21 protein-coding genes are annotated in these 21,574 nt (G+C 69.7%); 3 read left to right on the top strand and 18 right to left on the bottom strand.

Annotated features, from left to right (window positions below; all coding sequences use genetic code 11):
- Positions 1 to 40 precede the first annotated feature (40 nt).
- Positions 41 to 1,855, bottom strand: a complete 1,815-nt coding sequence (locus ACRSBM_RS10400; protein WP_434442420.1) for a 4-alpha-glucanotransferase — start codon at positions 1,853 to 1,855, stop codon at positions 41 to 43.
- A 105-nt stretch (positions 1,856 to 1,960) separates the two neighbouring features.
- The gene (locus ACRSBM_RS10395; RefSeq protein ID WP_434442417.1) at positions 1,961 to 2,386 is read right to left on the bottom strand and encodes a RidA family protein; all 426 of its coding nucleotides are present in this window, start codon (positions 2,384 to 2,386) and stop codon (positions 1,961 to 1,963) included.
- 22 nt (positions 2,387 to 2,408) lie between these two features.
- Here ACRSBM_RS10395 and ACRSBM_RS10390 point away from each other — a divergent pair, with 22 nt between their 5' ends.
- Positions 2,409 to 2,759, top strand: a complete 351-nt coding sequence (locus tag ACRSBM_RS10390; protein WP_434442414.1) for a hypothetical protein — start codon at positions 2,409 to 2,411, stop codon at positions 2,757 to 2,759.
- Here ACRSBM_RS10390 and ACRSBM_RS10385 read toward each other — a convergent pair.
- Positions 2,752 to 3,663: a LacI family DNA-binding transcriptional regulator gene (locus ACRSBM_RS10385; RefSeq protein ID WP_434453047.1), complete on the bottom strand. Its 912-nt coding sequence runs from the start codon at positions 3,661 to 3,663 to the stop codon at positions 2,752 to 2,754. The genes ACRSBM_RS10390 and ACRSBM_RS10385 overlap by 8 nt on opposite strands.
- A 31-nt stretch (positions 3,664 to 3,694) precedes the next feature.
- Between ACRSBM_RS10385 and ACRSBM_RS10380 the strand changes: the two genes are divergently transcribed.
- Positions 3,695 to 4,144: a peroxiredoxin gene (locus ACRSBM_RS10380; RefSeq protein ID WP_434442411.1), complete on the top strand. Its 450-nt coding sequence runs from the start codon at positions 3,695 to 3,697 to the stop codon at positions 4,142 to 4,144.
- Here the strand turns inward: ACRSBM_RS10380 and ACRSBM_RS10375 are convergent.
- The 10 genes from ACRSBM_RS10375 to ACRSBM_RS10330 form a co-directional block, all read right to left on the bottom strand.
- The gene (locus tag ACRSBM_RS10375) at positions 4,131 to 4,619 is read right to left on the bottom strand and encodes an MmpS family transport accessory protein (protein ID WP_434442408.1); all 489 of its coding nucleotides are present in this window, start codon (positions 4,617 to 4,619) and stop codon (positions 4,131 to 4,133) included. The two genes, ACRSBM_RS10380 and ACRSBM_RS10375, sit on opposite strands and share 14 nt — an antisense overlap.
- Positions 4,620 to 4,660: 41 nt before the next feature.
- Complete coding sequence (locus ACRSBM_RS10370; protein WP_434442405.1) at positions 4,661 to 5,230, bottom strand: TetR/AcrR family transcriptional regulator; 570 nt, start codon at positions 5,228 to 5,230, stop codon at positions 4,661 to 4,663.
- A 2-nt stretch (positions 5,231 to 5,232) separates the two neighbouring features.
- Positions 5,233 to 6,183, bottom strand: coding sequence for an LLM class F420-dependent oxidoreductase (locus tag ACRSBM_RS10365; RefSeq protein WP_434442402.1), 951 nt, complete (start codon positions 6,181 to 6,183; stop codon positions 5,233 to 5,235).
- Between the two features lie 93 nt (positions 6,184 to 6,276).
- Positions 6,277 to 6,933 carry an O-methyltransferase gene (locus tag ACRSBM_RS10360; protein ID WP_434442399.1) on the bottom strand — a complete coding sequence of 219 codons (657 nt, stop codon included), beginning with the start codon at positions 6,931 to 6,933 and terminating at the stop codon, positions 6,277 to 6,279.
- A 13-nt stretch (positions 6,934 to 6,946) separates the two neighbouring features.
- Positions 6,947 to 7,717, bottom strand: coding sequence for an L-tyrosine 3-hydroxylase (locus tag ACRSBM_RS10355; protein ID WP_434442396.1), 771 nt, complete (start codon positions 7,715 to 7,717; stop codon positions 6,947 to 6,949).
- On the bottom strand, positions 7,714 to 9,225 hold the full coding sequence (locus ACRSBM_RS10350; protein WP_434442392.1) for an HAL/PAL/TAL family ammonia-lyase: 1,512 nt from the start codon (positions 9,223 to 9,225) through the stop codon (positions 7,714 to 7,716). The genes ACRSBM_RS10355 and ACRSBM_RS10350 overlap by 4 nt, the downstream gene beginning before the upstream one ends.
- Before the next feature lie 149 nt (positions 9,226 to 9,374).
- Positions 9,375 to 10,847, bottom strand: a complete 1,473-nt coding sequence (locus ACRSBM_RS10345) for an AMP-binding protein (RefSeq protein WP_434442389.1) — start codon at positions 10,845 to 10,847, stop codon at positions 9,375 to 9,377.
- 216 nt (positions 10,848 to 11,063) lie between these two features.
- On the bottom strand, positions 11,064 to 11,867 hold the full coding sequence (locus tag ACRSBM_RS10340) for a M23 family metallopeptidase (RefSeq protein ID WP_434442387.1): 804 nt from the start codon (positions 11,865 to 11,867) through the stop codon (positions 11,064 to 11,066).
- Positions 11,868 to 12,432: 565 nt separating this feature from the next.
- Positions 12,433 to 14,550 (bottom strand): transglycosylase domain-containing protein, encoded by a 2,118-nt coding sequence (locus tag ACRSBM_RS10335; RefSeq protein ID WP_434442384.1) that lies wholly within the window; start codon positions 14,548 to 14,550, stop codon positions 12,433 to 12,435.
- A 95-nt stretch (positions 14,551 to 14,645) separates the two neighbouring features.
- On the bottom strand, positions 14,646 to 15,674 hold the full coding sequence (locus ACRSBM_RS10330) for a carbohydrate kinase family protein (RefSeq protein WP_434442381.1): 1,029 nt from the start codon (positions 15,672 to 15,674) through the stop codon (positions 14,646 to 14,648).
- A gap of 51 nt (positions 15,675 to 15,725) precedes the next feature.
- On the opposite strand from ACRSBM_RS10330, the gene ACRSBM_RS10325 reads away from it, so the two are divergent.
- Entirely contained in the window at positions 15,726 to 16,934 is a 1,209-nt protein-coding gene (locus tag ACRSBM_RS10325; RefSeq protein ID WP_434442379.1) for an MFS transporter, read from the top strand.
- On the opposite strand, the gene shbA is transcribed toward ACRSBM_RS10325, so the two are convergent.
- From shbA to ACRSBM_RS10300, 5 genes are all read right to left on the bottom strand, one after another.
- Complete coding sequence (gene shbA / locus ACRSBM_RS10320) at positions 16,897 to 17,499, bottom strand: RNA polymerase sigma factor ShbA (protein ID WP_434442377.1); 603 nt, start codon at positions 17,497 to 17,499, stop codon at positions 16,897 to 16,899. The two genes, ACRSBM_RS10325 and shbA, sit on opposite strands and share 38 nt — an antisense overlap.
- A 238-nt stretch (positions 17,500 to 17,737) precedes the next feature.
- A complete protein-coding gene (locus tag ACRSBM_RS10315; RefSeq protein WP_434442374.1) occupies positions 17,738 to 18,964 on the bottom strand; it encodes a class I SAM-dependent methyltransferase in 1,227 nt (408 codons plus the stop codon).
- Positions 18,961 to 19,641, bottom strand: coding sequence for a DUF1365 domain-containing protein (locus tag ACRSBM_RS10310; protein WP_434442372.1), 681 nt, complete (start codon positions 19,639 to 19,641; stop codon positions 18,961 to 18,963). Before ACRSBM_RS10310 ends, ACRSBM_RS10315 begins: the two co-directional genes overlap by 4 nt.
- On the bottom strand, positions 19,638 to 20,876 hold the full coding sequence (locus tag ACRSBM_RS10305) for an NAD(P)/FAD-dependent oxidoreductase (RefSeq protein WP_434442370.1): 1,239 nt from the start codon (positions 20,874 to 20,876) through the stop codon (positions 19,638 to 19,640). The genes ACRSBM_RS10310 and ACRSBM_RS10305 overlap by 4 nt, the downstream gene beginning before the upstream one ends.
- Positions 20,869 to 21,540 carry an alpha/beta hydrolase gene (locus tag ACRSBM_RS10300; RefSeq protein ID WP_434442368.1) on the bottom strand — a complete coding sequence of 224 codons (672 nt, stop codon included), beginning with the start codon at positions 21,538 to 21,540 and terminating at the stop codon, positions 20,869 to 20,871. Before ACRSBM_RS10300 ends, ACRSBM_RS10305 begins: the two co-directional genes overlap by 8 nt.
- Positions 21,541 to 21,574 lie beyond the last annotated feature (34 nt).

Here is a 21,574-nt window from a genome sequence, read left to right as displayed (position 1 = left end):
AGTACTCCGCGAACGGGTGACCTGCCGTTACGCGAAAGTGTCATCTTTCGCGGTTGCGGAGTGGCCGGGTGATGTCCCTGACGCGCGGGAAGAAGTCGTCCAGGGCCACCGGCAGGGGGATTCTCCAGTTCGGGTGCTCGTCGATCGTGCCCGGCACGTTCGGCTGCCGGGTTTCCCGCAGAGCGTCCTGAGGTGAAGTCAGGACCAACGCGCAGGGGGCCTGCGCGAGCAGTGCGTGGGCGCCCTCGACCCTGTCCGTGGTCCTGATGCCCTCCTGGCTCATCAACGCGTCGAAGTCGGGGCCGTCGGGCCCGGCGAAGAACGTCGCGGCGGTCGGGAGGTCGTGCGTGGAGATGCTGGCCATCGCCTTCGGGTTCCATTGTGACGGCGGGACGAGCGGGTGGCCCTCGGCGTAGTAGTCGCGCTGGAAGTAGAGGACGGCGCTGGTCAGCATGCCGTTCTCCTGCAGGGTCTTGGTGACGACGGGTTCGACCGTGCCGAGGTCCTCGCCGACCACGACCGCGCCGGCCCGGTACGCCTCCAGCGCCAGCACGCCCAGCATCGCGTCGGCGTCGTAGTAGACGTACGTACCGCGTGACGGCGGTTCGCCCGGCGGGATCCACCACAGCCGCCAGAGTCCGGCGACGTGGTCGATGCGGATGCCGTCGGCGTGCTTCAGGACGCTGCGCACCACCTGCCGGAACGGCCGGTAGCCGGTCTCGGCGAGTTTGTCGGGGCGCCACGGCGGCAGGCCCCAGCCTTGGCCGTCCGCGCTGAACGCGTCGGGTGGAGCACCGACCGTGACGTCGATGGCGAACACGTCGGGGTCGGCGAAGGTGTCCGCGCCACCGGGATCGACGCCCACCGGGAGGTCGTGGATGACGCCGACGGCCATGCCGGCCTCGTGTGCGGCCACCCGGACGTCCTGGAGCTGGCGCGTGCAGAGGTGCTGGAGCCAGGCGTAGAAGGCGACCCGTTCGCGGGGAGGTTCCGCACGGTCCTGCGGCCACCGGCGCCAGTCCTTGCCGTGGATCTCGGCGAGCGCGCAGTAGGTCGCGAACTTCTCGAGCTCGGCGTCCATCTCGACCTCGCCGCCGGGGAAGAGCAGTTCGAGCGCCTGCTTCTTCGCGTCCCAGACGGCGTCGTAGTCGATCAGGTCCTGGTTCTCCGGCCGGAGGTCCCGGATGAGCTGCCGGGTGCGCGGGCAGGCCTGCAGGAACTCGGCGGTGTCGGTGATGCGCAGGTACAGCGGGTTCGCGAACCGGCGGGTGGTCGGCGAGTACGGCGAGCGCTCGACCGGGTGCGTCGGGCTCGGCGCCTGCACCGGGTTCACCAGAACGACACCGGCGTCGAGTTCCAGGCTGCTGCGCCGGGCGATCGTGGCGAGGTCGGCGAAGTCGCCCATCCCCCACGAGTCCTTCGACCGCGCGGCGTAGAGCTGCAGCATCCAGCCCCACGTGTGGGGGACGTCCGGCAGCGTCCTGGGCGCGACGGCGAGGGTGACGGTCTGGCCGGGGGTGACGATCCGGTGCCAGCCGAGCGGCAGGCTGTCCGGCAGGTGCCGCTCGACGGCGAGCGACGTGCCGTCCTCCAGCTCGATCGTCGCGGGGCCGTGCAGGTCGTATGTCTCGTACTCGCGGATGACGATCGTGGGCGGCAACTTCGCGGCTGCCCGGCGCGCCTCGACCGCGGCCAGCTCGCGGGCGATCGAGTCCTCAGTGGACGCATCGACGCCGAACTGCGCGAGGACCTTGACGACGACCTCTGTGTCGACCGCGACCTCTTGCTGGTCCGCGTTCTCGTACCGAGTGGCGACACCCCAAGCGTCCGCCAGCCGCGTAACCAACTCCTCCACAGCTACAAGCTATGTCATAGCCGGGTCCGCATTACCAGAGCAAATGGTCCCTGGTCACCCGAAGGGTGCAGACCCGTCAGAACGCATACGTGAAGACGCATTCAGTTAGACATCCGATGCTTCAGCCGGAATCGACACCACGGCCTCGATCTCGACCAGGAAATCGGGTCCGAACAACGCCGCGACCTGAACCAACGTGCTGGCGGGGTTGTGCACTTCGCCCAGCGCGGGCCGCAGGATTTCGTCCCGCACATCACGAATGGTCTGAACCTCAGATGCGTCGAGCACGAACCAGGTGAACTTCACGACATCCGACCAGTCCGCGCCAAACCCGCGGATGACGTGATGAAGGTTGCTCAACGCCTGCCGCGTCTGGGCCGCCAGGTCGTCCACCCCGACCACGCAGCCCTGGGCGTCGACCGCGACCTGACCGGAGACGAACGCGAGCTTGCCGGTGACCGCGACGGCGTGGGCGTAGCCGGGCGTCGTCGGCAGGCCGGGCAGTTCGCTCAAACGCTCTTCGGCGGGCATGACCTCACAGTACTTTCCCGCTATGCGCGTGGTGCTGTGGCTGGTGCTCTGTACGGCAGCGGTCGTGCCGGTGTGGCTCTTCGTCGCCTGGAACATCGCGGGAACGGCCGCGCGCCGTGACGCGGTCCGGCAGATCCAGGACGTCACACCGGCGCTGTACGCGGGAGCCGCGGACGGCACCCTGACCCCGGACGAGATCCGGGCAGCCGGGGCGTTCGAGGACGGCGAGGAGGACGGACGGCTGGTGGTCGGGGCGCGAGCTCACGCGGAACGGTCGTGGTGGACGCCGTTCGCGAGCGGCGCGGCCACCTCGGACCGGTACGTCCGGTGGGTCGTCGACGGCACCCGCGTGGAGTTCATCCGGACTAGCTGACCGGGCCGCTCGAGTTCCGCACGACGAGCCGAACCAGGTGCTCGGCCGGCTCGATCTCCCCGCCCCTGATCAGCGTGAACAGGTCGGCGACCGCCCGCTCACCCTGCTCCTTCGCCGCGCCCTCCACGGCGGTCAGCCCGACCACGCGGGTGAGCTCCTGCCCGTCCAGCGACACGATCGACACCTCGTCCGGCACCGCGCGCCCGTCCCGCTGCACCCGCAGGAAGATCCCCACCGCCGCCGCGCCGTTCGAGCTGATCACCGCGGTCGGCAGGCGTTCACCGTCCAGCAGCACGTCGACCACCTGCTCGCCGCCGTCGACGGTCGGCGAGCACCACACGGTCCACTCGGGACGGACGTCGAGCCCGGCCGACGCCAGGATCTCGTCGTAGGACTCGTCGATCCCGTCCGACAGCACCAGCGCCACGTCGCGATGCCCGAGCCCCACGAGGTGCGCGACGGCGGTCTGCAGCGCGTGGCGCAGATCGGTGTCGTCGACCGCGATGTGCGGGACCTCCAGCGACTCCAGCGCGGTCTGCTCACCGGCGGACAGCGACATCGACAGCAGCAGCACACCGTCCACCCGCCGGCCCAGCGGCAGCTCGCCGAAGAACTTCGCACGCGCGTCGGCGTCACCGAGGACGTAGAGCAGCACGTCGTAACCGGCCTGCCGCAGCGCGCCCTCCGCACCCGCCAGCACGGGGCTGACCTCCGAGGTCAGCACCGCGATCGCGTAGCGGCGGCCACCGGCCAGCGACGAGGCGTCGCGCGCGATGGCGTACTTCATCCGCCGCGCTATCTCGCTCACGTGCTGCCTGGTCGCCTCGGACACGCCCGGTTCGCCCCGCAGGGCACGCGATACGGTCGCAGCGGACACCCCTGCGGCCTTGGCCACGTCGGACATGCTGGTCACGGCCCGAGCGTATTGGAGATCCATGAAGCCCGGCGACCTCGCCCCCGACTTCACGTTGCCCGACCAGGACGGTACCGACCGCAAGCTGTCGGATCTCCTGACCAACGGCCCCGTCGTGCTCTTCTTCTACCCCGCCGCGATGACGTCCGGGTGCACCGCGCAGAGCTGCCACTTCCGCGACCTCGCCAAGGAGTTCGAGGAGGCCGGGGCCCAGCGCGTCGGCATCTCGATGGACGACGTGGCGAAGCAGAAGCAGTTCGCGGAGCTGAACGGCTTCGACTACCCGCTGCTCGCCGACGTCGGCGGCGACGTCGCGGAGCAGTTCGGCGTGCGGCGGCGGTTCGGGCCGATCCCGGTCAAGCGGCACACGTTCGTCATCGGCACGGACCGCGAGGTCATCGAGGTGATCAAGAGCGAGTTCTCGATGAACTCGCACGCGGACAAGGCACTGGTGGCGCTCAGGAGTCGGTGATCGTCAGCACGCCGTAGGGCCCGGAAGCCCTGCCCTCGCGGACGGTCGTACCGTCGATCGTGTACTTGCCGTGCACCTCGGCGCCGTCCGGGCCAGCGACCACCACGAGCATCACCGACCGCGGCTCGTCGGCGGGCACCTCGACGGTGCGCGTCCACGGCAGCGTCACACTCATCTCGTTCTGGATGGACGCGCCGGCCGTCGCGGTGATGGTGAACGCCTTGCCGGTGCCGGTCACCTCGAACACCACGACCCGGGTGGCCGGGGCCGGATTCACCGGTGGTGGCGGCGGCGGTTCCTCCGCCACCGGCTGGGCGGCTTCGCGCACCGGCTCGACCAGGCGGGGGCCGTACACGACACCGCCGACGGCCAGCAGCGCGACCACCAGCAGTAGCACCCAGGGCCACTTGGGCGACGGCGGCGTCTCGTGCATGGGCGGCGCGACGCCGTACTCCGCGGGCATACCTGAAGACATGGGACCCCCTCACCAGGAGGTCGATCTTTCGCGGTCCGTCGTTACCGCAGGCCGGCCAGCACGAAGTCCGCGATCTCCCCGGCGAGCCGCACCGGCTGCTTGGGGCCGTCCGGGCGGTACCACATGGGCAGCTGGTTCACGACGCCCAGCGCGATCCGCACGACGGTGTCGGCGGGCACGAGGGAGCTGAACTCGCCGTCCGCCTGTCCCTTCTCCACCACCGCGAGGAACGTCTCGTGGTAGCGGCGGCGCTCGGCGCGGAAGTCGGCCATCCGCTCCTCGCCGAGCCGGTGCACCTCGCGCACGAACACCGCGGTCTCGTCGACCCGCTCGGCCGTCGAGACCACGAGCGACACGAGGATCTCCCGCACGGTCTCGGCCGCGGGCAGCCCGAGGCCGATGATCCGGTCCATGTCGGCGGACTGGGCGGTGATCAGCGGCCGGTAGATCTCGAAGAGCAGGTCGTCCTTCGAGCGGAAGTAGTGGTACAGCGCGCCCTTGGTCACCTCGGCGGCCTTGACGATCTCCTGCACCGAGGTCGCGTCGTAGCCCTGCGACGCGAACAGGCGCACGGCCGCGTCGATGATCTTCCGCTCGGTCGCGCTGGGCACGCCTATCCCTTCGGTGCCAGTGCGCGCACCTGTGAGATCTGGTCGCCACCGGTCGGGAGCAGGGCGATGATCGGGGTGTCGACGCCGTTCGCCTGGTACTCGGCGACGCGCTCACGGCACCGGTCCAGCGACCCGTGCACGACCAGCGCGTCCACGACCTCGTCCGGGATCGACTTCGACGCGGCCTTGCGGTCGCCCGCCGCCCACGCCTCGTGCATCGGGCGCAGCACCTCGCCGCGGCCCAGCCAGTCGTGGAACGCCGCGTAGGCCGGCACGGTCAGGTAGGTGCTGATCAGCATCCGGCCGAGCGCCCGCGCGGCGTCGGCGTCCTCGGTCGGGCACACGAAGATCCGCGCGGCCAGCTCCGCCTCACCCAGCTCGGACCGCACCTGCGCGACGTCGGACGCGGCGAGCCAGTTCGTGATCGCGCCGTCGGCCTCGCGACCCGCCAGGCGCAGCATGTTCGGGCGCAGCGCCGCGAGCATGATCGGCACCTTCGCGGCAGGCGGGCGCTCCAGCTTGAAGCCCGACACCGAGAACGTGTCGTACTCGGCGGTGACCTTCTCACCGGCCAGCGCGGCCTTGAGGAAGCGCAGCGTGTCGCGGGTCCGCTTGAACGGCTCGGTGAACGGGATCGCGTTCCAGCGCTGCACGATCGCGGGCGAGGACGAGCCGATGCCCAGCACGAACCGCCCGCCGGTCACCTCGGCGAGGGTCGCCGCGGTCATCGCCAGCGTCGCGGGCCCCCGCGTGTAGACGGGGGCGATCGCCGGGCCGAAGCGCAGTTCGGAGGACCACTGCGCGGCGAGCGCGAGCGGCGTGAACGCGTCCGTGCCGGTCGTCTCGGCCGACCACACGTCCGTGTAGCCGAGCCCGGCGAGCTCGGACACCAGCGCGCGGTGCTCCAGCACCGGCACGCCGAGCAGCGGCAGCGTGATTCCCCAACGAGCCATGAACGCCTCCAAGTCGGTGCTTCCAGGAATGTCACTGACTTGGAGGCCACCCTACCGACCGGTCGGTATGCTCACAACCGCACGTTTCTCCCGTCACTTCTTGCGGGCCATCGTCAACCCGTCCGCGATCGGCACCAGCACCGACTCCACGCGCGAGTCGGTGCGCACGAACCTGTTGAACGCGTCGATCGCGGCGGCGTTGCCCTCGGGTTGCTCCGCCGCCGCCTCGCCGTAGTAGAGCGTGTTGTCCGCGAGCAGCAGGCCACCCTGCCGCACCCGCGGCACCAGCAGGTTCCAGTACTGCACGTACCCGGCCTTGTCCGCGTCGATGAACACCAGGTCGACGACCGGTTCCTCGGGGAGTTCCGCCAGGGTCCGCGCCGCCGGGCCGAGGCGCAGGTCGATCCGGTCGCGCACGCCCGCCGCCTGCCACGCCTCCTCGGCGATCGCCGTCCACTCGGCTGAGAGGTCGCAGGTGATGACCTTGCCCGACAGGGGAAGTGCCTGTGCGAACGCCAGCGTGGAGTACCCGGTGTAGGTGCCAACCTCGACCACGGTCCGCGCGCCGGTGAGCTTGACCAGCAGCGACAGCAGTACCGCCTGCTCGTGCGGGATCTGCATCTCCGCCGAGTCGCCGAGCTCGGCGGTGCGGGCGATCAGCTTCTCCTGCACCGCGCTGGGCTGGCCCGCCTGCTCGCGCACGTACCGGTAGATCTGCGGGGTCATGACCACGGCCTTGAAGTCGTTCACGCGCGGCCTTCTCTCATAGTCGGGTGACGAACGTCCTGAACTTGCTCATGAGTGTGTCGCCGCACTCGGACCCCAGCGGGTGCTTCGCGAGGTCGTGGCTGATCGCGGACAGGACGGCGGCGCGGTGGGCGCGGTAGCGGCTCACGCACACGTTCTCCCGGCTGACGAGGAAGAACTCGTCGAACCGGTCGCGCTCGGCGTCGGTGGTGGGCACGCGCACACGGCCCGACTCGCGCAGCAGCGACGGGCCGCTGGGCACGAGTCTGCGCATGACCTCCATGTGTGCCAACAGGTTCGCCTTGCTCGCGGAGGAGAGTGGTTCGGCCGCCACGGGCCCCAGAGCGGTACGGGCCCGGCGCAACAGGCCTGGCAGTGGTTCGTAGTCACGCGCCCACCGCCCGCTGAACGCCGGGTCGAACGCCACCATCATCGGACGGATGACGTCCTCGTACACCTCACGGGAACAACTGCCCGAATAGGCGAACATCACCGAGTACGCGTCATATCCAAGCGCAGCGAGGCGGACTAGTTGCGAATCAGGCTCGCGTATCAGCCGATCGAGTGAAGCCGAAAGAAACCTCCAGACCAGAAATGCGCCGTGGTGGCCGAGAAACCACCGGTACACCGCGCGGTCGACCGGATCCTCTGGCGCGTTGATGACGATCGGGAGCTGATAGCAGCCGTTCGCGCACGGAATGAGCTCCACGTCCGGCATCGGCATCCGCAGGACGGGCAGGTCGACCCAGGTGTGCCCCCAGGTGGGCAGGCAGACAGGAGCACTCATCGCGCACCCTCCACTTCGGACGCAATGATGTCGAGCAGGTCCGCGACCCGGCCGAGCGTGGTGTCGAGCGGCCGGTCCTCCACGATGGGAGGCACTTCCTCCGCGAGCCGGTCGAACACCTCCGCGAGCCGTGGTGCCTGTGGCCGGCGCGCGCCCACGTGCACGGCCTGGCGCAGTCCGATCGCGAGCCCGGCGTGCAGGTACCGCAACAACCCCGCCTGGTCGAGCGCGGTCAGCGCGGCCTGGGTGCCGAACGGGACGACGTCCTGGTTGTGCAGGTTCGTCGGCAGGCTCTGCATCGAGGCGGGCGCGGCGGAGCGGCGCATCGCCGCGACGGTGGCGGTCGCGCAGAGCTGCACGCCCTGCAGCGCGTGCTGCCGGCCGGGCGCCGGGCTGAGCATCGGCGGCAACCCGTTGGTGCGGTGGGGATCGACCAGCAGGTCGAGCTGACGTTCGGCCAGGTTGCCCAGCTGCACGAGCGCGACGTTGAGCTGGTCGGCCGCGAAGGCGCTGGGCTGGCCGAAGAAGTTGCCCCCGTGCACGACCTCCCCGGTCTCCGGGAAGAACAACGGGTTGTCGCTGACGCCGTTGAGGTCGCGGCGCACCACCTCGTCCGCGTGCCGGATGCTCGTCCCGGCCGCGCCGATCAGCTGTGGGGTGCACCGGATGCTGTAGGCCTCCTGCAGCGGACGCTCACCCGATGGCGCGCCGCCCGCGAGCCAGGTCCTCAGTGCCGCACCGGTGTCCGCGACGTCCGGATGGCCGAACGCGGCCAGTAGTCCAACCGACGTGAACTCGGTGCCGCAGCCGAGGACGTCGGTCATCAAGGCGGACAACAACTCCGCCGTCCGCCGTGCGCGAACCGCCTGTGCGACAGCGAGTCCGAGTGCTGCGGCGGTCACCGAAACGCCGTTGACCAACGCGAGCGCGTCCCGGCCGTCGAGCACGAGTTCCCGCAGCCCCGCCAGTGTGAGCGCTTCCGCGGCGGGCATGAGCCGGCCCTGGAAGTATGCGTTGCCGTTACCGCGCAACGCATGTGCGACGTAGGCGAGCGGCTGGAGATCACCGCTCGCCCCAACGGAACCGAGACGGGGCACGGCGGGAGCGAAGTCGGTGTCCAGCATGGCAGTCAGCGATGCCATGACCTGCTCGGACACTCCGGATCTCCCCTGCGCCAACGAGAACAGCCGTACGAGCACGGCGGCGCGGGCGACCGCGGGCGGCAGCAGCTCGCCGTGGCCGACGATGTGGTGGATGATCGTGTTGTCGCTCTGGCCGGCGCCGTCCGCGCGGCCCTCGAACTCGACGAGTGGACCGAAACCCGTTGTGACACCGTAGATCGCACGTCCGGAGCCAGTGACCTCGAGCACGAACTCGCGGCAGCGCGCGACCCTGTCCCGCACGTCCGCCGGCAGTTCGACGCGTAACGGATCTCGGGCCAGTTCGAGGTGCGCGGGTTCGAGGTCCGCGGCCAGGGTCAAGGCAGCAGGGGAAGTTCCGACAGGCACGACGCCTCCTGACGACAGTGGGGGCCTCTCGCGACGATCCCCGTTGACCTGTCGGCGAGGAAGGGTCTTACGTACGCACTAATCGAGAAAAAGTTCTCAGTGATCCGTCCGCGTGATCAAGGTACCGGAGACGTGATCGAGTTCTCCGGTCATGATTCGGCCGAAAGATCCGCGGACTGCTCCACCGGGGTGAATCCGCCGGGGGTGTCCTTCAGCAGCCGCCGAAGGATCTTGCCGGAGACGGACTTCGGTATCTCGGGCACGAACTCGACCTGGCGCACCTTCTTGTAGGGCGCCACCTCCGCGGCCACGAACGCCATCAGCTCCTCCGCCGTGACGTCGCCCTGCCTCACGACGAACGCTTTGGGGATCTCGCCGTTGACCCGATCGGGCGCACCGGTCACCGCGGCGTCAAGCACGGCGGGATGCCTGCGCAGCAAGGCCTCCAGCTCGGCGGGCGCGATCTGGTAGCCCTTGTACTTGATCATTTCCTTGATCCGGTCGACGACGTGGAACCGGCCGTCGCGGACGCGCACGAGGTCTCCGGTGCGCAGCCAGCCGTCCACGAACGCTTCGCGCGTCGCCTGCTCGTCGCCGAGGTAGCCGTCCATGACCTGCGGGCCGCGGATGAGCATCTCGCCCTCTGCCGCGTCCACGGTCGTCCCCGGCTCGACGATGCGCGCTTCGGTACCGGGACAGAGCACGCCGACGCTCGTGGGATCGGATTCCAGGTCGCCGTCGAATGTCTGGTGCGTACCACCGGCTTCCGTCAGGCCGTAGCCCTGGCGGACGGGCGCTCGCAGCGTGCGTTCGGCGGCCTGGCGGATGGCGTCGTCGAGCGGGGCGGCCCCGCAGAGCACGAGCTTGAGGGCGAGTTCCGGCGGCTGTTCGCGGTGGTCCGCGATCGCGGTGGCGAGCGGTGGCACCAGGAACGCCCGCGTGACGCGGTGTTCGGCGAGGCGTCGCAGGTAGGTGCCGGCGTCGCTGCGGGGCATCGTGACGAGCCGGGCGCCGCCGAGCAGACCGGAGTTGAGGATGATCGTGAAGCCGTAGATGTGGAAGAACGGCAGGTTCGCGGCGAGCACGTCGGTGGAGTCGATGCGCCAGCCGGGGCGGTGCTGCTCCAGGTTCGCGACGAGCGCGCGGTGGCTCAGCCGGACGGCCTTGGTGAGACCCGTGGTACCGCTGGAGAACAGGACCGCCGCCGTGCTGCCAGGGTCGGTGCGCGGCAGCGTCGCGCTGTCGCTCGCGGGGAGGTCGTCGAGGTCGAGCGTCGCGGTGACGTTCGCGAGGGCCTTGAGTCGTCCGGCTTCTTTGGGTGTGAGAACCGGGTTGATGAGCGCGGCCGTCGCGCCCGCGGCCATGACCGCGTGCAGGCCGACGGCGTACCGGGGCCGGTTCGGGCTCGCGATCGCGACGGTGTCACCGGGCTTGATCCCGTTCGCGACAAGGCCTTTGGCCGTTCGGGTGACCTGAGCCGCGAGTTCGGCGTACGTGAGCGCCTCACCCGTGACCGCGTCCACGAGCGCGACCTGGTCGTTGTGCCGTGCGTGGTCCAGAACGTGGTCGGGGACCGTGCGTTCCGGAACGGCCACCGCCGGCAGGGGGCTGCGGTAGATCACTGGCGCGGCTCCGGTCTCCACGCCGCCGCGCCTGGTGCGCGGCGGCGTGGCCGGAGACTATCGGCACTTTTCGTGGTCGTGCGGCTACTGGCGCAAGCCCACCTGAAACGACTAAAGCGGTGACCGGCAGCCTTCACCGCGCCTTCCGGCGCTCAGCAGGGCGCCTCGCGGCACCCGCCCGAACGTCGAACTATGGGCGAAGGCCACCTGAAACGACTAGAGCGTCACGCCGCGAGCGGCGAGCCAGCCCACCGGGTTGACCTTCTGCCCACCGCCGACCCAGACCTCGAAGTGCAGGTGCGGCCCGGTCGACTGACCGCGGTTGCCGATCGTCGCGATCTGCTGGCCGGCCTTGACCCTCGCGCCCTGCGGGACGTCGATCGTGTTCATGTGGCCGTAGACGGTGATGGTGCCGTCGTCGTGCTGGACCCGCACCCACAGCCCGAACCCGGACGCGGGCCCGGCCTCGATCACGGTGCCGTCCATGACGGAGACGATCGGCGTGCCGATGGCGTTCGCGATGTCGATGCCGTTGTGGCTGGTGCCCCAGCGCGCACCGAACCCGGACGTGAACGACCCCTGGGCCGGCCGGACAGTCTTCGGGCGCTTCGCCTCCTCCTCGGCGGCGATGCGGGCCCGCTCGGCGGCGACACGGGCCTGCTCGGCCTTGGCGGCCTCCTGGCGCTTGACGTACGCGCCCTCCGCGGACTTGAGCGCCTCGCGGACGTGGAACTGCGCCTGGATCTGCTCGGCCTGCAGCAGCTTGCGCGTCTCAGCGCCGGTGTCGACCGAATGGATCGTCTGGATGCCCTGCTGCTGGCCGGTCATAGCCGCCGCCAGGGTCTTGGTGGCCGCAACGGGGACGATGCGGTCTACCGGCGTGACCGTGGTCGCCGCCTGGGCGAAACCAGCGCCCGCGAGGGCGCCTGCGGCGACGACCGCCGCGACGGCCTTCTTGCGGTCCAGGTCCACCTTGGTGATGACGTCGACCAGCGGACCCTTCGCACGATGCCGTGCCAAAACTGCCTCCATGCACTCGGGGGAGTTCGACGACTGCGCTTCGCCTGGTGTCGGGGACCTGGCTGCGGGCTTCGGGGGCCCGGTGATGGACTGGACCGTTTCGGGGGAAGATCCGTGTCCTTGCAGTTATCGAACCGTGACATGCGGCGCAGAACGTAACCTCACGTCACCGGCACGGGCAAGCGATCTGGGGGATCGGGTGACTAGGCCCACTGTTTGTCACTTTGAGTAGCCGAACCGTACGGTGTTTGATTACCGCGTTTTGAACCAATGCCGTTCTTGGTATCTGTACTGGTCAGTCGCTTTATCGTGAAAGGTTTCAGGACGCCGGGCGGCGGTGAGCGTGGTCGAGTGGTTACTTCACGTGGCTGGAACCGTTTGGGCACAACGCATCGCCTCGTACGGCCTCGGCTGGCGGCTGGCGATAACGGGGTCACGCCCCCGCGGAGAGGTCACCCGGTGTGCAGGCGGTCACTGATCGCGAGCCCGTGCCCACCGGTCCCACGCGCAAAGCAAAGGGCCGCCGGACGCACCTGGCGTCCGACGGCCCTGGGCCGAGCGGTGGTTACTTGTACCTGGCGGCGGCGGGCGGGAGCGGCACCACCGGCAGACCCTCGTGGATCGCCTTCATGGCGTTGAACCACGTGGGTGCCGCCACCTGGCCACCGAACACGCCCTGCGAGCTGCCGCCGCAGAGCCGGATCGGGTTCGCGCAGATCACCTCGGGGCGGTTGCCGTCGGCGTAGGTCATGACGGCGCCCGCGTACTGCGGGGTGGCGGCCATGAAGGCGACCGACTTGTGCTCCTCGGTCGTACCCGTCTTGCCGATGGCCGGTCGGGTCCAGCCGGTGGAACGCGCGGCGTCGGCCGCCGTGCCGCTGCCCGTGGTGTCGTGGGACATGCCCTGCGCCAGCGAGTTGGCCAGGTCGGTGTTCACGGCCTGCTCGCAGGGCAGTTCCTTGAGCGGCATCGGCTTGCCGTGGCGGTCGAGGACCTGTTCCACCGGGGTGGGCGGGCACCAGGTGCCGCCGGAGACAATGGTGGCGGCGACGTTCGCCAGCTCCAGGACGCTGGTGGCGCCGGGGCCGAGGGTGTAGGAGCCCGCGTTGTTCTGCTTCGTCCAGTCGCCCTGGGACGGGCCGTTGGACTTGTCCTCCTTGAGGGGCTCACCGGCACGGTTCGAGCCCTGGAGGGTTTCGCGCATGCCCAGGCGGTAGGCCATGTCGACGACGTTGCTGAGCCCGGCCTGCTCCTGCAGGATCACGAAGCCCGTGTTCGGCGACTGGGCAAGCGCCTGGGTCAGCGTCATCTTGTCGCTGTAGTTGCCCGCGTTCTCCACCACCCACGCCTTGTTGCCGTTCGGGTAGACCCGCGAGGAATAGGTCTTCGGGACGTCGATCTGCCTGTCGATGCCGGTTTTGCCCTGCTCCAGGGCCGAGGCGGCGGTGAAGACCTTGTTCACCGAGCCGGGGCCGAACGGGAGGACCTCGGCGGGCACCGGGCGGGCGACCTGGCCGAGTTCGGCCTTGTTGCCGTAGTCGCGGGAGGCGACGAGGGCACGCACGCGGTGCTTGTCGGTGCCCGGCTGGACGACGGACATGACGTTCGCGACGCCGTTCTGGGTCTTCGGCACCTGCTGCTCGGCCGACAGCTTCGCGGCCTTGGTGGCCTTCGGGTCCATCGTGGTCTTGATGGTGAGGCCGCCGCGCTGCAGCTGCTTGTTCGTGATGCCGGACTCGCGCAGGTAGTCGAGCAGGTAGGAGCAGAAGAAGCCGTAGATCGGGCCGTCACCGGCGCCGACGCAGCCCTTGGGCAGGATCTGCAGGTCCTCGACGACGCCGAGCGGCTGCGCCTTGAACTCCTCGGCCTTCGTCTTGGCCTCGTTCTCGTCGGTGCCGAACGCGCCGTTCTCGCGCATCTTGTCGATGACGATGTTGCGGCGCTCCAGCGCCTTCTCCGGGGAGGCGCCAGGGTTGAGCGACGACGGGCGGTTCGCGATCGCGGCGAGCAGTGCGGCCTGCGGGACCGTCAGCTTGTCGGCGGTCGTGTTGAAGTACGCCTTGGCGGCGGCACCGACACCGTAGGTCTGGTTGCCCAGTGGCACGATGTTGAGGTAGCCGGTGAGGATCTCTTCCTTGCTCATCTGCCGCTCGAGCTGCAGCGCGACGCGCGCCTCGCGCAGCTTGCGGCCGATGGTGGCCTCGGTGGCCTTCTCCCAGGCCTCCTGCTCGTTGTCGGCGCCGAGCACGAACGCGATGTAGTTCTTCACGTACTGCTGGGTGAGCGTCGACGCGCCCTGCGTCGCCCCACCGTCCACACCGGCCTTGGCGGCGGCACGGGCGATGCCCTGCCAGTCGACGCCCTGGTGGTCGTAGAAGCGCTTGTCCTCGATGGCGAGGATCGCGAGCTTCATGGTGTCCGAGATGTCCTTGGACTCCAGCGGGATGCGGTACTGGTCGTACAGGTACGCGATCGGGTCGCCGTTCATGTCCTGGATGGTGGTGACCAGCGGAAGCTCACCCTTCGCGAGATCCCCCGACGTCTGGTCGACGGTGTCGGCCGCGCGGTTGGACGCGAGCCCGAGACCTCCGACGAACGGGAACACCATCGCGGCGAGGAGCACACCCGCCGTCAGGCACAACCCCAGCAACTTGACCAAGCCTGACGCGCGTGCGGCGAACAACCCGCAACTCCTTCCGAACAAACCCCAGAGATCTCTACTTGTTAAGTCGCGCGAGAGGCCCACGAGGTTGCGTCCGCTGATCGACTGTTTTCAACCTACCGGAGCAACCGCAGTCCGATCGTCGGGCTGGCCCGCCGCACCTCGACGCCCGTGTGGTCGGGCAAGAGATCGTCGAGGAACCCGTAGCGCGACAGTTCTTCGTCCGGTCGCCTGCTCACCGTCCGCCACCAGACCGCGATGTCTCCCCAGCCGGGCGAGGACAGCGAACCGCCGAAATGTTGCACTGACAGTGCGGCGCACAGGTTCGCGAACCGCACCCGGTGTTCGAGCGGCCACCCGGCCAGAGTGCCCATCACGAACCCCGCGCCAAACACGTCACCGGCACCTGTCGCGTCGAGCTGCGCGACGTTGAGCCCCGGCACGTCCACGCACTCGCCGGTAGAGCTGTCGACCGCGACCGCTCCCCCACCCCCGCGTGTGACCACCACCACGGGCACGTGCTCGGCGAGCCGGCGCGCCGCGGCCTCCGGCGTGTCGGTGCGCGTGTAGCCCTGCGCCTCCACATGATTCGGGAGGAACACGTCATAACCGTCGAGCCGGCGCAGCAACTCCGGCGACCACGCTCCGGTGCGGTCCCAGCCGATGTCGGCGAAGAGCTTCGCGCCGTTCTCCTTCGCCGTGCGCACCCATTGCTCGTCGTCCGCCTGGATGTGCACGAAGCACGCCCGTGTGGACGGCGGCGGGTTGAACAGGTCGTCCGCGATGACGGGCGCCTTGTGGCCGTGCGTGACCATCGAGCGGTCACGCTCCATCGCCATGGACACGGTCACCGGCGAATGCCAGCCGTAGAAGCGGCGGCAGTAAGAGAGGTCGACGCCCTCCTGCTCGGCCAGCACGTCCCAGCAGAAGTCGCCGTACGCGTCCTCGCCGAACGCCGCCGCCAGCGCGGTCCTGAGCTCCAGCCGGCGCAACGCCACCGCGAGGTTCGCGATCCCGCCGGGACACGACCCGAGGCCATCGGCCCACACCTCCGTGCCCGCGGCCGGTGGGCGGGGCAGGCCGGTGAAGATGATGTCGAGGAAGACGGTGCCGGTGAGCAACACGTCGTAGTCGGGCTCAGCCATGCATGAACTTTGCCACCAGATACGGGCGATCATGCGTTAGAAACGACGGCCATGGGGGTTCCGCTCAGGAAAAACGTCCAGTTTCAGCTGCTGTGGTTCGGCGGCGCCGTCTCGCAGCTCGGCACCACGACCACCGCGCTCGCGGCACCGCTGCTGATCATCGCGCTCACCGGCTCGCCGTTCTGGGCGGGCGCGGTCGGCGGCGTGCGGGCCGCCGCGCTGATCATCGCCCTCGTGCCGGCCGGGGTGTGGATCGACCGCTGGGACCGCAGGGCGACGCTCGTGTGGAGCCAGACGGTCCAGGCGGGCGCCGCGGCCGCGCTGGCCGTCGCGATCCTCGTCGATCGCGCCCCCATCGCGGTCTTCCTCCTCCTGGCGGTCGTCGACGGCGTGTGCACGGCGTTCTCCACGCCCGCGCGCACGACCGCGATCCAGGCCGTGGTGCCGAAGGACCAGCTCAAGACCGCCTACGCGCAGGAAGAGGCACGCGGGCACGCGGCACGGGTCGCCGGACCGCCGCTGGGCGCGCTCCTCATGGCCGCCGGGCGAGCGGTGCCGTTCGTCGTCGACGCCGTCACGTTCGCCGTGGCCGCGGTCTGCGCCTGGTTCGCCAAGATCCCCGCACGCGCCGAACAGCGGCCACGCCAGAAGATGCACCTTGACATCAAGGAAGCGGGCGCCTGGCTCTGGCACCGGCGGAGCCTGCGTGACCTCACCGCCGTCTTCCTCGTGCTGAACCTGCTCGGCGGCGCCACGCTGCTGCCGGTGATCGTGCTGGTGGGGGAACGCGGCGGCACCGCGCTCGACACGGGTGTGGTGTTCGCGGGCATCGGCGTGGGCGGAATCCTCGGCTCGCTGGTCGCGCCCCGTGTCACCCTCGCGGCCGGCAAGCTCATGATCGTGGTGCTCGCGGTCTTCGGCCTCTGCACTCTCGCGATGGCGCTGCCGTTCGGCGTCTTCTGGCCGTTCGTGCCGCTGGCGGTCACCGCCGTGGTCACCCCGTTGATCAACGTGGTGGTGTCCGCGCTCTACACGGAACTGGTCCCCGAGGACATGATGGGCCGGCTGGACGGCATCGCCACCATGGCCAGCCGCGTGCTGACGCCGCTGGCACCGGTGCTCGGAGGCTTCCTCGCGGGCGCGGTGGGTGGCGGCCCGGCGTTGCTCGTGCTCGGCGCGCTGGTCCTGGCCACCGCCGTGGCCGCGAGGTTCCCGGACGTGGCTAACCCTCTTCCGCGATCATCTCCCGCATCCGGGTGAGCGCGCGGTGCTGGGCCACCCGCACGGCACCGGGCGTCGACTCGACGGCCAGCGCGACCTCCTCGGCGGACAGGCCGACGGCCACCCGCAGCACGAGGATCTCGCGCTGGCGGGCCGGCAGCTTGTGCAGCAGCCGCGTGACCTGGGCCATCATCTCGCCGTTGACCGCGTGCTGCTCCGGGCCCGTGTCCAGGGACGGGCAGTCCGGCAGCTCCGGCACGACCTCGGCGCGGTTGCGGACGGCGCGGCGGCGGGCGTCGGCGACCTTGTGCGCGGCGATGCCGTAGACGAAGGCGAGGAACGACCCCGGCTCGTAGCGGTACTTGGACAGTGCGCCGAGGACCGCCACGCAGACCTCCTGCGCGATGTCCTCGGCCGACACCAGCGTGCGCTCGCGGCCGCCGACCCGTGCGCGGCAGTAGCGCACGATCAGCGGCTGGATCCGGCCGAGCAGGTGCTCGACCGCCCGTCTGTCTCCGGTGAGAGCGGCGTCGACGAGGTCGGTGAACTCGGCTTCGGCGAGCCATTGGCTGGAGATCGGTGCTTGGAGCACCCGACGGCGCATGGGCACCGTTGGCTGGTTCCAGGTCTCTGCGTCTTCAACGGGCGAGAGAACCGCGACACCGCCACCGGACCGCACGGCTGTGGGTAGAACCATCCCGGCGACCTCCTCACTACAGCGACACTTGGGGCTTCACTGAAGAAGAGACCGCAGCGAGCCGTTTGATACCGCTTGCTTGCAAGAGGACCACGAAGTCCAGCCGGATGGGGCGACCAGCACCCTTTTGGGGTAAAACCTGGTCCTAACGGCCCAGTCTTTCGGCCATGCCGAATTGCTGGACCCCGAGGTAGCCGACGCGGAAACCGGCCTCCGAATAGGCCAGGTAGAACTCCCACATCCGGCGGAACGTGTCGTCGAAGCCGAGCTGTCGCACCTCGTCCCACCGGGTGAGGAACGTTTCGCGCCAGCGGCGGAGGGTCTCGGCGTAGTCGTCGCCGAACGACCGCGTCTCGACGATCCGCAGCCGGGTGTGGTCGCGCACCGACTCCTCGATCGACCGCACCGACGGGATGAGCCCGCCGGGGAAGATGTACTTGTGGATCCAGGTGTAGCTGGCCTTGCTCGCGATCATGCGGTCGTGCGGCATGGTGATCGCCTGCAGCCCCACGCGGCCGCCCGGCGCGAGCACGCGGTCGAGCATCGAGAAGTAGTCGGGCCAGTACTCCGCGCCGACCGCCTCGATCATCTCGACGCTGACGACGGCGTCGTACTGCCCGTGTTCCTCCCGGTAGTCGCGCAGCTCGACGGTCACCCGATCGCCGAGGCCCGCGTCCCTCACCCGGTCCAGCGCCAGCTTCCGCTGTTCCGCCGAGATCGTCAGCGACGTGACCGTGGCACCCCTCTGGGCGGCGCGGATGGCCAGCGCGCCCCAGCCCGTGCCGCTCTCCAGCACCCGCGAGCCGTCCCGGACGCCCGCGTAGTCGAGCACGCCGTCGATCTTGCGCAGCTGGGCCGTGCGCAGGTCGACGTCCGGGCTGTCGAACAACGCCGAGGAGTACGTCATCGTCTCGTCGAGGAACGTCGCGAACAGCTCGTTCGACAGGTCGTAGTGCCGGTGGATGTTCTGACGTGAGCCCGCGACGTCGTTGACCTCGGTCTGCCGGCGCTCGGCCCACCGCCGCATCCGCTGCAGGCCGGGCGGGATGAGGGTCGACAACCGCGCCGCGAACGCCGAGAGCACGTCCGCGAGCTCGTCGGAGTCCCAGTCGCCCACCATGTAGGCCTCACCGAAGCCGATCTTGGCGTCGGCGCCGAGCCGGTGGAAGAACTCCGCGGGCCGCACCAGCCGCATGACCGGGCCGCCCGCGCCCCAGGTCGCGCCGCCGGGCAGCAGCACGGTCACCGGCAGCGAGCGCACGGCGTTGCGGAACAGCGACTCGGCGATCCTGGCGCGCATCGACGAGCGCGGCGCCGTGAACAGCCCAGGCCAGACGCCCTGGTTCGGGCGGGGCAGGGACAACGTGCTCATCCATCACTCCTGGGGATGATCGGGACGCGCCTGAGATAGAGCGCGATGCCGTGACGGCGGATCAACGCGGACACGCGCTGGGGCATCAGCGGCCGTCTGAGCAGCATCCGCAGCCCTGAGCCGCGGGTGCCCTTCATCGTGGCGCTGAAGGTCGTCTTCCCGTTCTGCCGCAACGCGATCGTCACGGACAGCTGGTCCCCCGGTTTCGGCAGTCTCATCACGTAGTGGCCGTCGACCTCGAGGAACGGGGAGACGTAGAACTCCTTGCCGGCTGTCGCCCTGCCCTCGCCGTCGGTGCGCAGCAGGTAGCAATGCCGTCCGCCGTAGGTGTTGTGCACCTCCGCGACCACGCACACGAGCTCTCCCGAAGCGTCGTGGCACCAGTACACGGACAGCGGGTTGAAGACGTAGCCGAGCACACGGGCGTTGGCGAGCATCAGGACCTGCCCGCCGCCGAGGTCGATCCCGCGATCGGCCAGCCACGCGGCGAGGTTCTCCCTGATGCCGCGGCCGGGTGAGCCGAAGTGGTCGCGGGATTCGAAGCGCGCGAACGGCCGTGCCCACCAGGGCAGGCGCGGTAACTCGGCGAGGTCGACGAGCCACATGTACGCGCGGTGGCTGAACGCCCGTTCGATCAGCTCGCGGCGGGTGTGGGTGATGACGACGTCGTAGATCACCAGTCGACCCCGAAGTGCTTCGCCGCGCGCACGCCGGACGCGCAGCCGTCCTCGTGGAAGCCCCAGCCGTGGTACGCGCCGGCGTAGGCGGTGACCGCGGTATTGATCTCGGGCAGACGTCGTTGCGCCGCAACGGACTCCGGCGTGTAGGTCGGGTGCTCGTAGGTCATCCGCGCGAGGACCCGGCCGGGGTCGACGTCGTGCGGGTTGAGCGTGACGACGAAGTCGCGCGGGTCGTCGAGCCGCATCAACCGGTTCATGTGGTAGCTGACCGGGACCTGGTCGTCGGCTTCCCGGCAGGCTCGCTTGTAGAGGTTCCACGACGCCCGCGCGCCGGTCGAGCGCGGCAGGATCGAGGCGTCGGTGTGCAGCCAGGTCTCGTTGCGCGAGTACTGGAACGCGCCCAGCACCTCCTTCTCCTCGCGCGTCGGGTCGGCGAGCAGGCCGAGCGCCTGGTCCGGGTGCGTGGCGATGACGACGTGGTCCGCGGTGTGCGGCACGTTGTTCTCGTCGCGGATCTCCACGCCGGTGCCGGTGCGCGTGACGGCCCTGATGGGCGTGCTCACGTGGACGGCGCGCAGGTTCTTCACCGCACGGTCGACGTACGTGCGCGAACCGCCGGCGACGGTCTTCCACTGTGGAGTGCCGCCGATCGAGAGCATGCCGTGGTTGGCGAGGAACTCGAACAGGTACCAGGCCGGGTACTTCATGCTCAGCGCCGCGCCGGACGACCACACGGCGCTGACCAGCGGGATGATGAAGTGGTCGACGAAGTACCCGCTGTACCCGCCGATCACCAGGAACGCGCCGAGCGTGACGTCGTGCGCCTCGTCGTGGTCGAGCACGCGCTGGGCGTGCCGGTAGAAGCGCGTGATCTCGCTGAGCATGCGCAGGTAACCGGGGTTGACGGCGTTGCCGGGGCGGGCGAACAACCCCGGCAGCTTCTTCGCGCCCGCGTACTCGAGGCCGCAGCCGTCGCACCGGACGCTCAGCGACATCTCGGAGTCCTGAGTGGACACGCCGAGCTCGCGGAAGAGCCGGATCAGGTTCGGGTAGGTCCGTTCGTTGTGGACGATGAACCCGGAGTCGACGGCCACGCCGCCGAGGTCGTGCGTGTGCGCGTGGCCGCCGAGCCGGTCGTCGGCCTCGAACAGCGTGACGTCGTGCTTGCGTTGCAGCACATAGGCGGCCGTGAGCCCGGCAACCCCTGCTCCGATGACGGCGACCTCAGCCACGCGAGCCTCCCAACGGCACGTCGAGACCTCGCGGCGAGGCCTCTCGCATCGCATTCGCGATATCCGGTGCCACCGGTTCGAGCCCGAGCTCACCGTGCACGAAGTCGACGACGAGCCGCGTCCAGTCCTTCGCCCGCCTGAGCATCGCGTGGCCGTCGCCGACGACGCTGAACCGTGCGACCCGGTCGGTCACGGTCTTGGCCTGCCGCGCGAACAGGAGCGACCTGGCCGGGTCGGTCATCCGCTCCTGGTCACCGTGCGCGATGAGCAGCGACTTGCCCTTCAACTGTTCGAACGGCTCGCCGGGCACGAGCCACGGCGCGAGCGCGCACACCGCCACCACGCTCGGGTGGCCGGCAACACGCAGCGCCGTCCGGCCGCCCATGGAGTGGCCGACGAGCACGACCGGTGTGCCCGGATGCAACTCGGTGATCCGGTCGAGCGCCCACCGCGCGTCCTTGACCGGATCGAGGCTCGGCGCGTTCCAGCCGCGGACGCGGTAACGCAGGTTCCAGACCTCGACGCCAGGTGCCCGCAACGCGCGGGCCAGCGGAACCATCCGCAGGTAGGCGAGGTTGTGGCGCCGGACGGGTCCGGTGCCGTGTTCTCGTCCGCCGTGCAGCACGAGCACAACGGCGTTCGTACCGGCCGGTGGTTTCAACACGTCGACATGCGGATGCACACGGGGGATTCGTGAG

The sequence above is a fragment of the Lentzea xerophila genome (assembly GCF_051094245.1).
GTDB lineage: Bacteria > Actinomycetota > Actinomycetes > Mycobacteriales > Pseudonocardiaceae > Lentzea > Lentzea xerophila.
Note: the sequence above shows the minus strand (reverse complement) of the source record. Positions and strands in the feature narration are given on the sequence as shown.

What these genes read in the sequence shown, in the direction of transcription:
- ACRSBM_RS10395 (WP_434442417.1), bottom strand. Translation starts at nt 2,386, where the DNA reads ATGCCCGCCGAAGAGCGTTTGAGCGAACTGCCCGGCCTGCCGACGACG.
- ACRSBM_RS10390 (WP_434442414.1), top strand. Translation starts at nt 2,409, where the DNA reads ATGCGCGTGGTGCTGTGGCTGGTGCTCTGTACGGCAGCGGTCGTGCCG.
- ACRSBM_RS10385 (WP_434453047.1), bottom strand. Translation starts at nt 3,663, where the DNA reads ATGTCCGACGTGGCCAAGGCCGCAGGGGTGTCCGCTGCGACCGTATCG.
- ACRSBM_RS10380 (WP_434442411.1), top strand. Translation starts at nt 3,695, where the DNA reads ATGAAGCCCGGCGACCTCGCCCCCGACTTCACGTTGCCCGACCAGGAC.
- ACRSBM_RS10375 (WP_434442408.1), bottom strand. Translation starts at nt 4,619, where the DNA reads ATGTCTTCAGGTATGCCCGCGGAGTACGGCGTCGCGCCGCCCATGCAC.
- ACRSBM_RS10365 (WP_434442402.1), bottom strand. Translation starts at nt 6,183, where the DNA reads ATGGCTCGTTGGGGAATCACGCTGCCGCTGCTCGGCGTGCCGGTGCTG.
- ACRSBM_RS10355 (WP_434442396.1), bottom strand. Translation starts at nt 7,717, where the DNA reads ATGAGTGCTCCTGTCTGCCTGCCCACCTGGGGGCACACCTGGGTCGAC.
- ACRSBM_RS10330 (WP_434442381.1), bottom strand. Translation starts at nt 15,674, where the DNA reads ATGGCTGAGCCCGACTACGACGTGTTGCTCACCGGCACCGTCTTCCTC.
- ACRSBM_RS10325 (WP_434442379.1), top strand. Translation starts at nt 15,726, where the DNA reads ATGGGGGTTCCGCTCAGGAAAAACGTCCAGTTTCAGCTGCTGTGGTTC.
- shbA (WP_434442377.1), bottom strand. Translation starts at nt 17,499, where the DNA reads ATGCGCCGTCGGGTGCTCCAAGCACCGATCTCCAGCCAATGGCTCGCC.
- ACRSBM_RS10315 (WP_434442374.1), bottom strand. Translation starts at nt 18,964, where the DNA reads ATGAGCACGTTGTCCCTGCCCCGCCCGAACCAGGGCGTCTGGCCTGGG.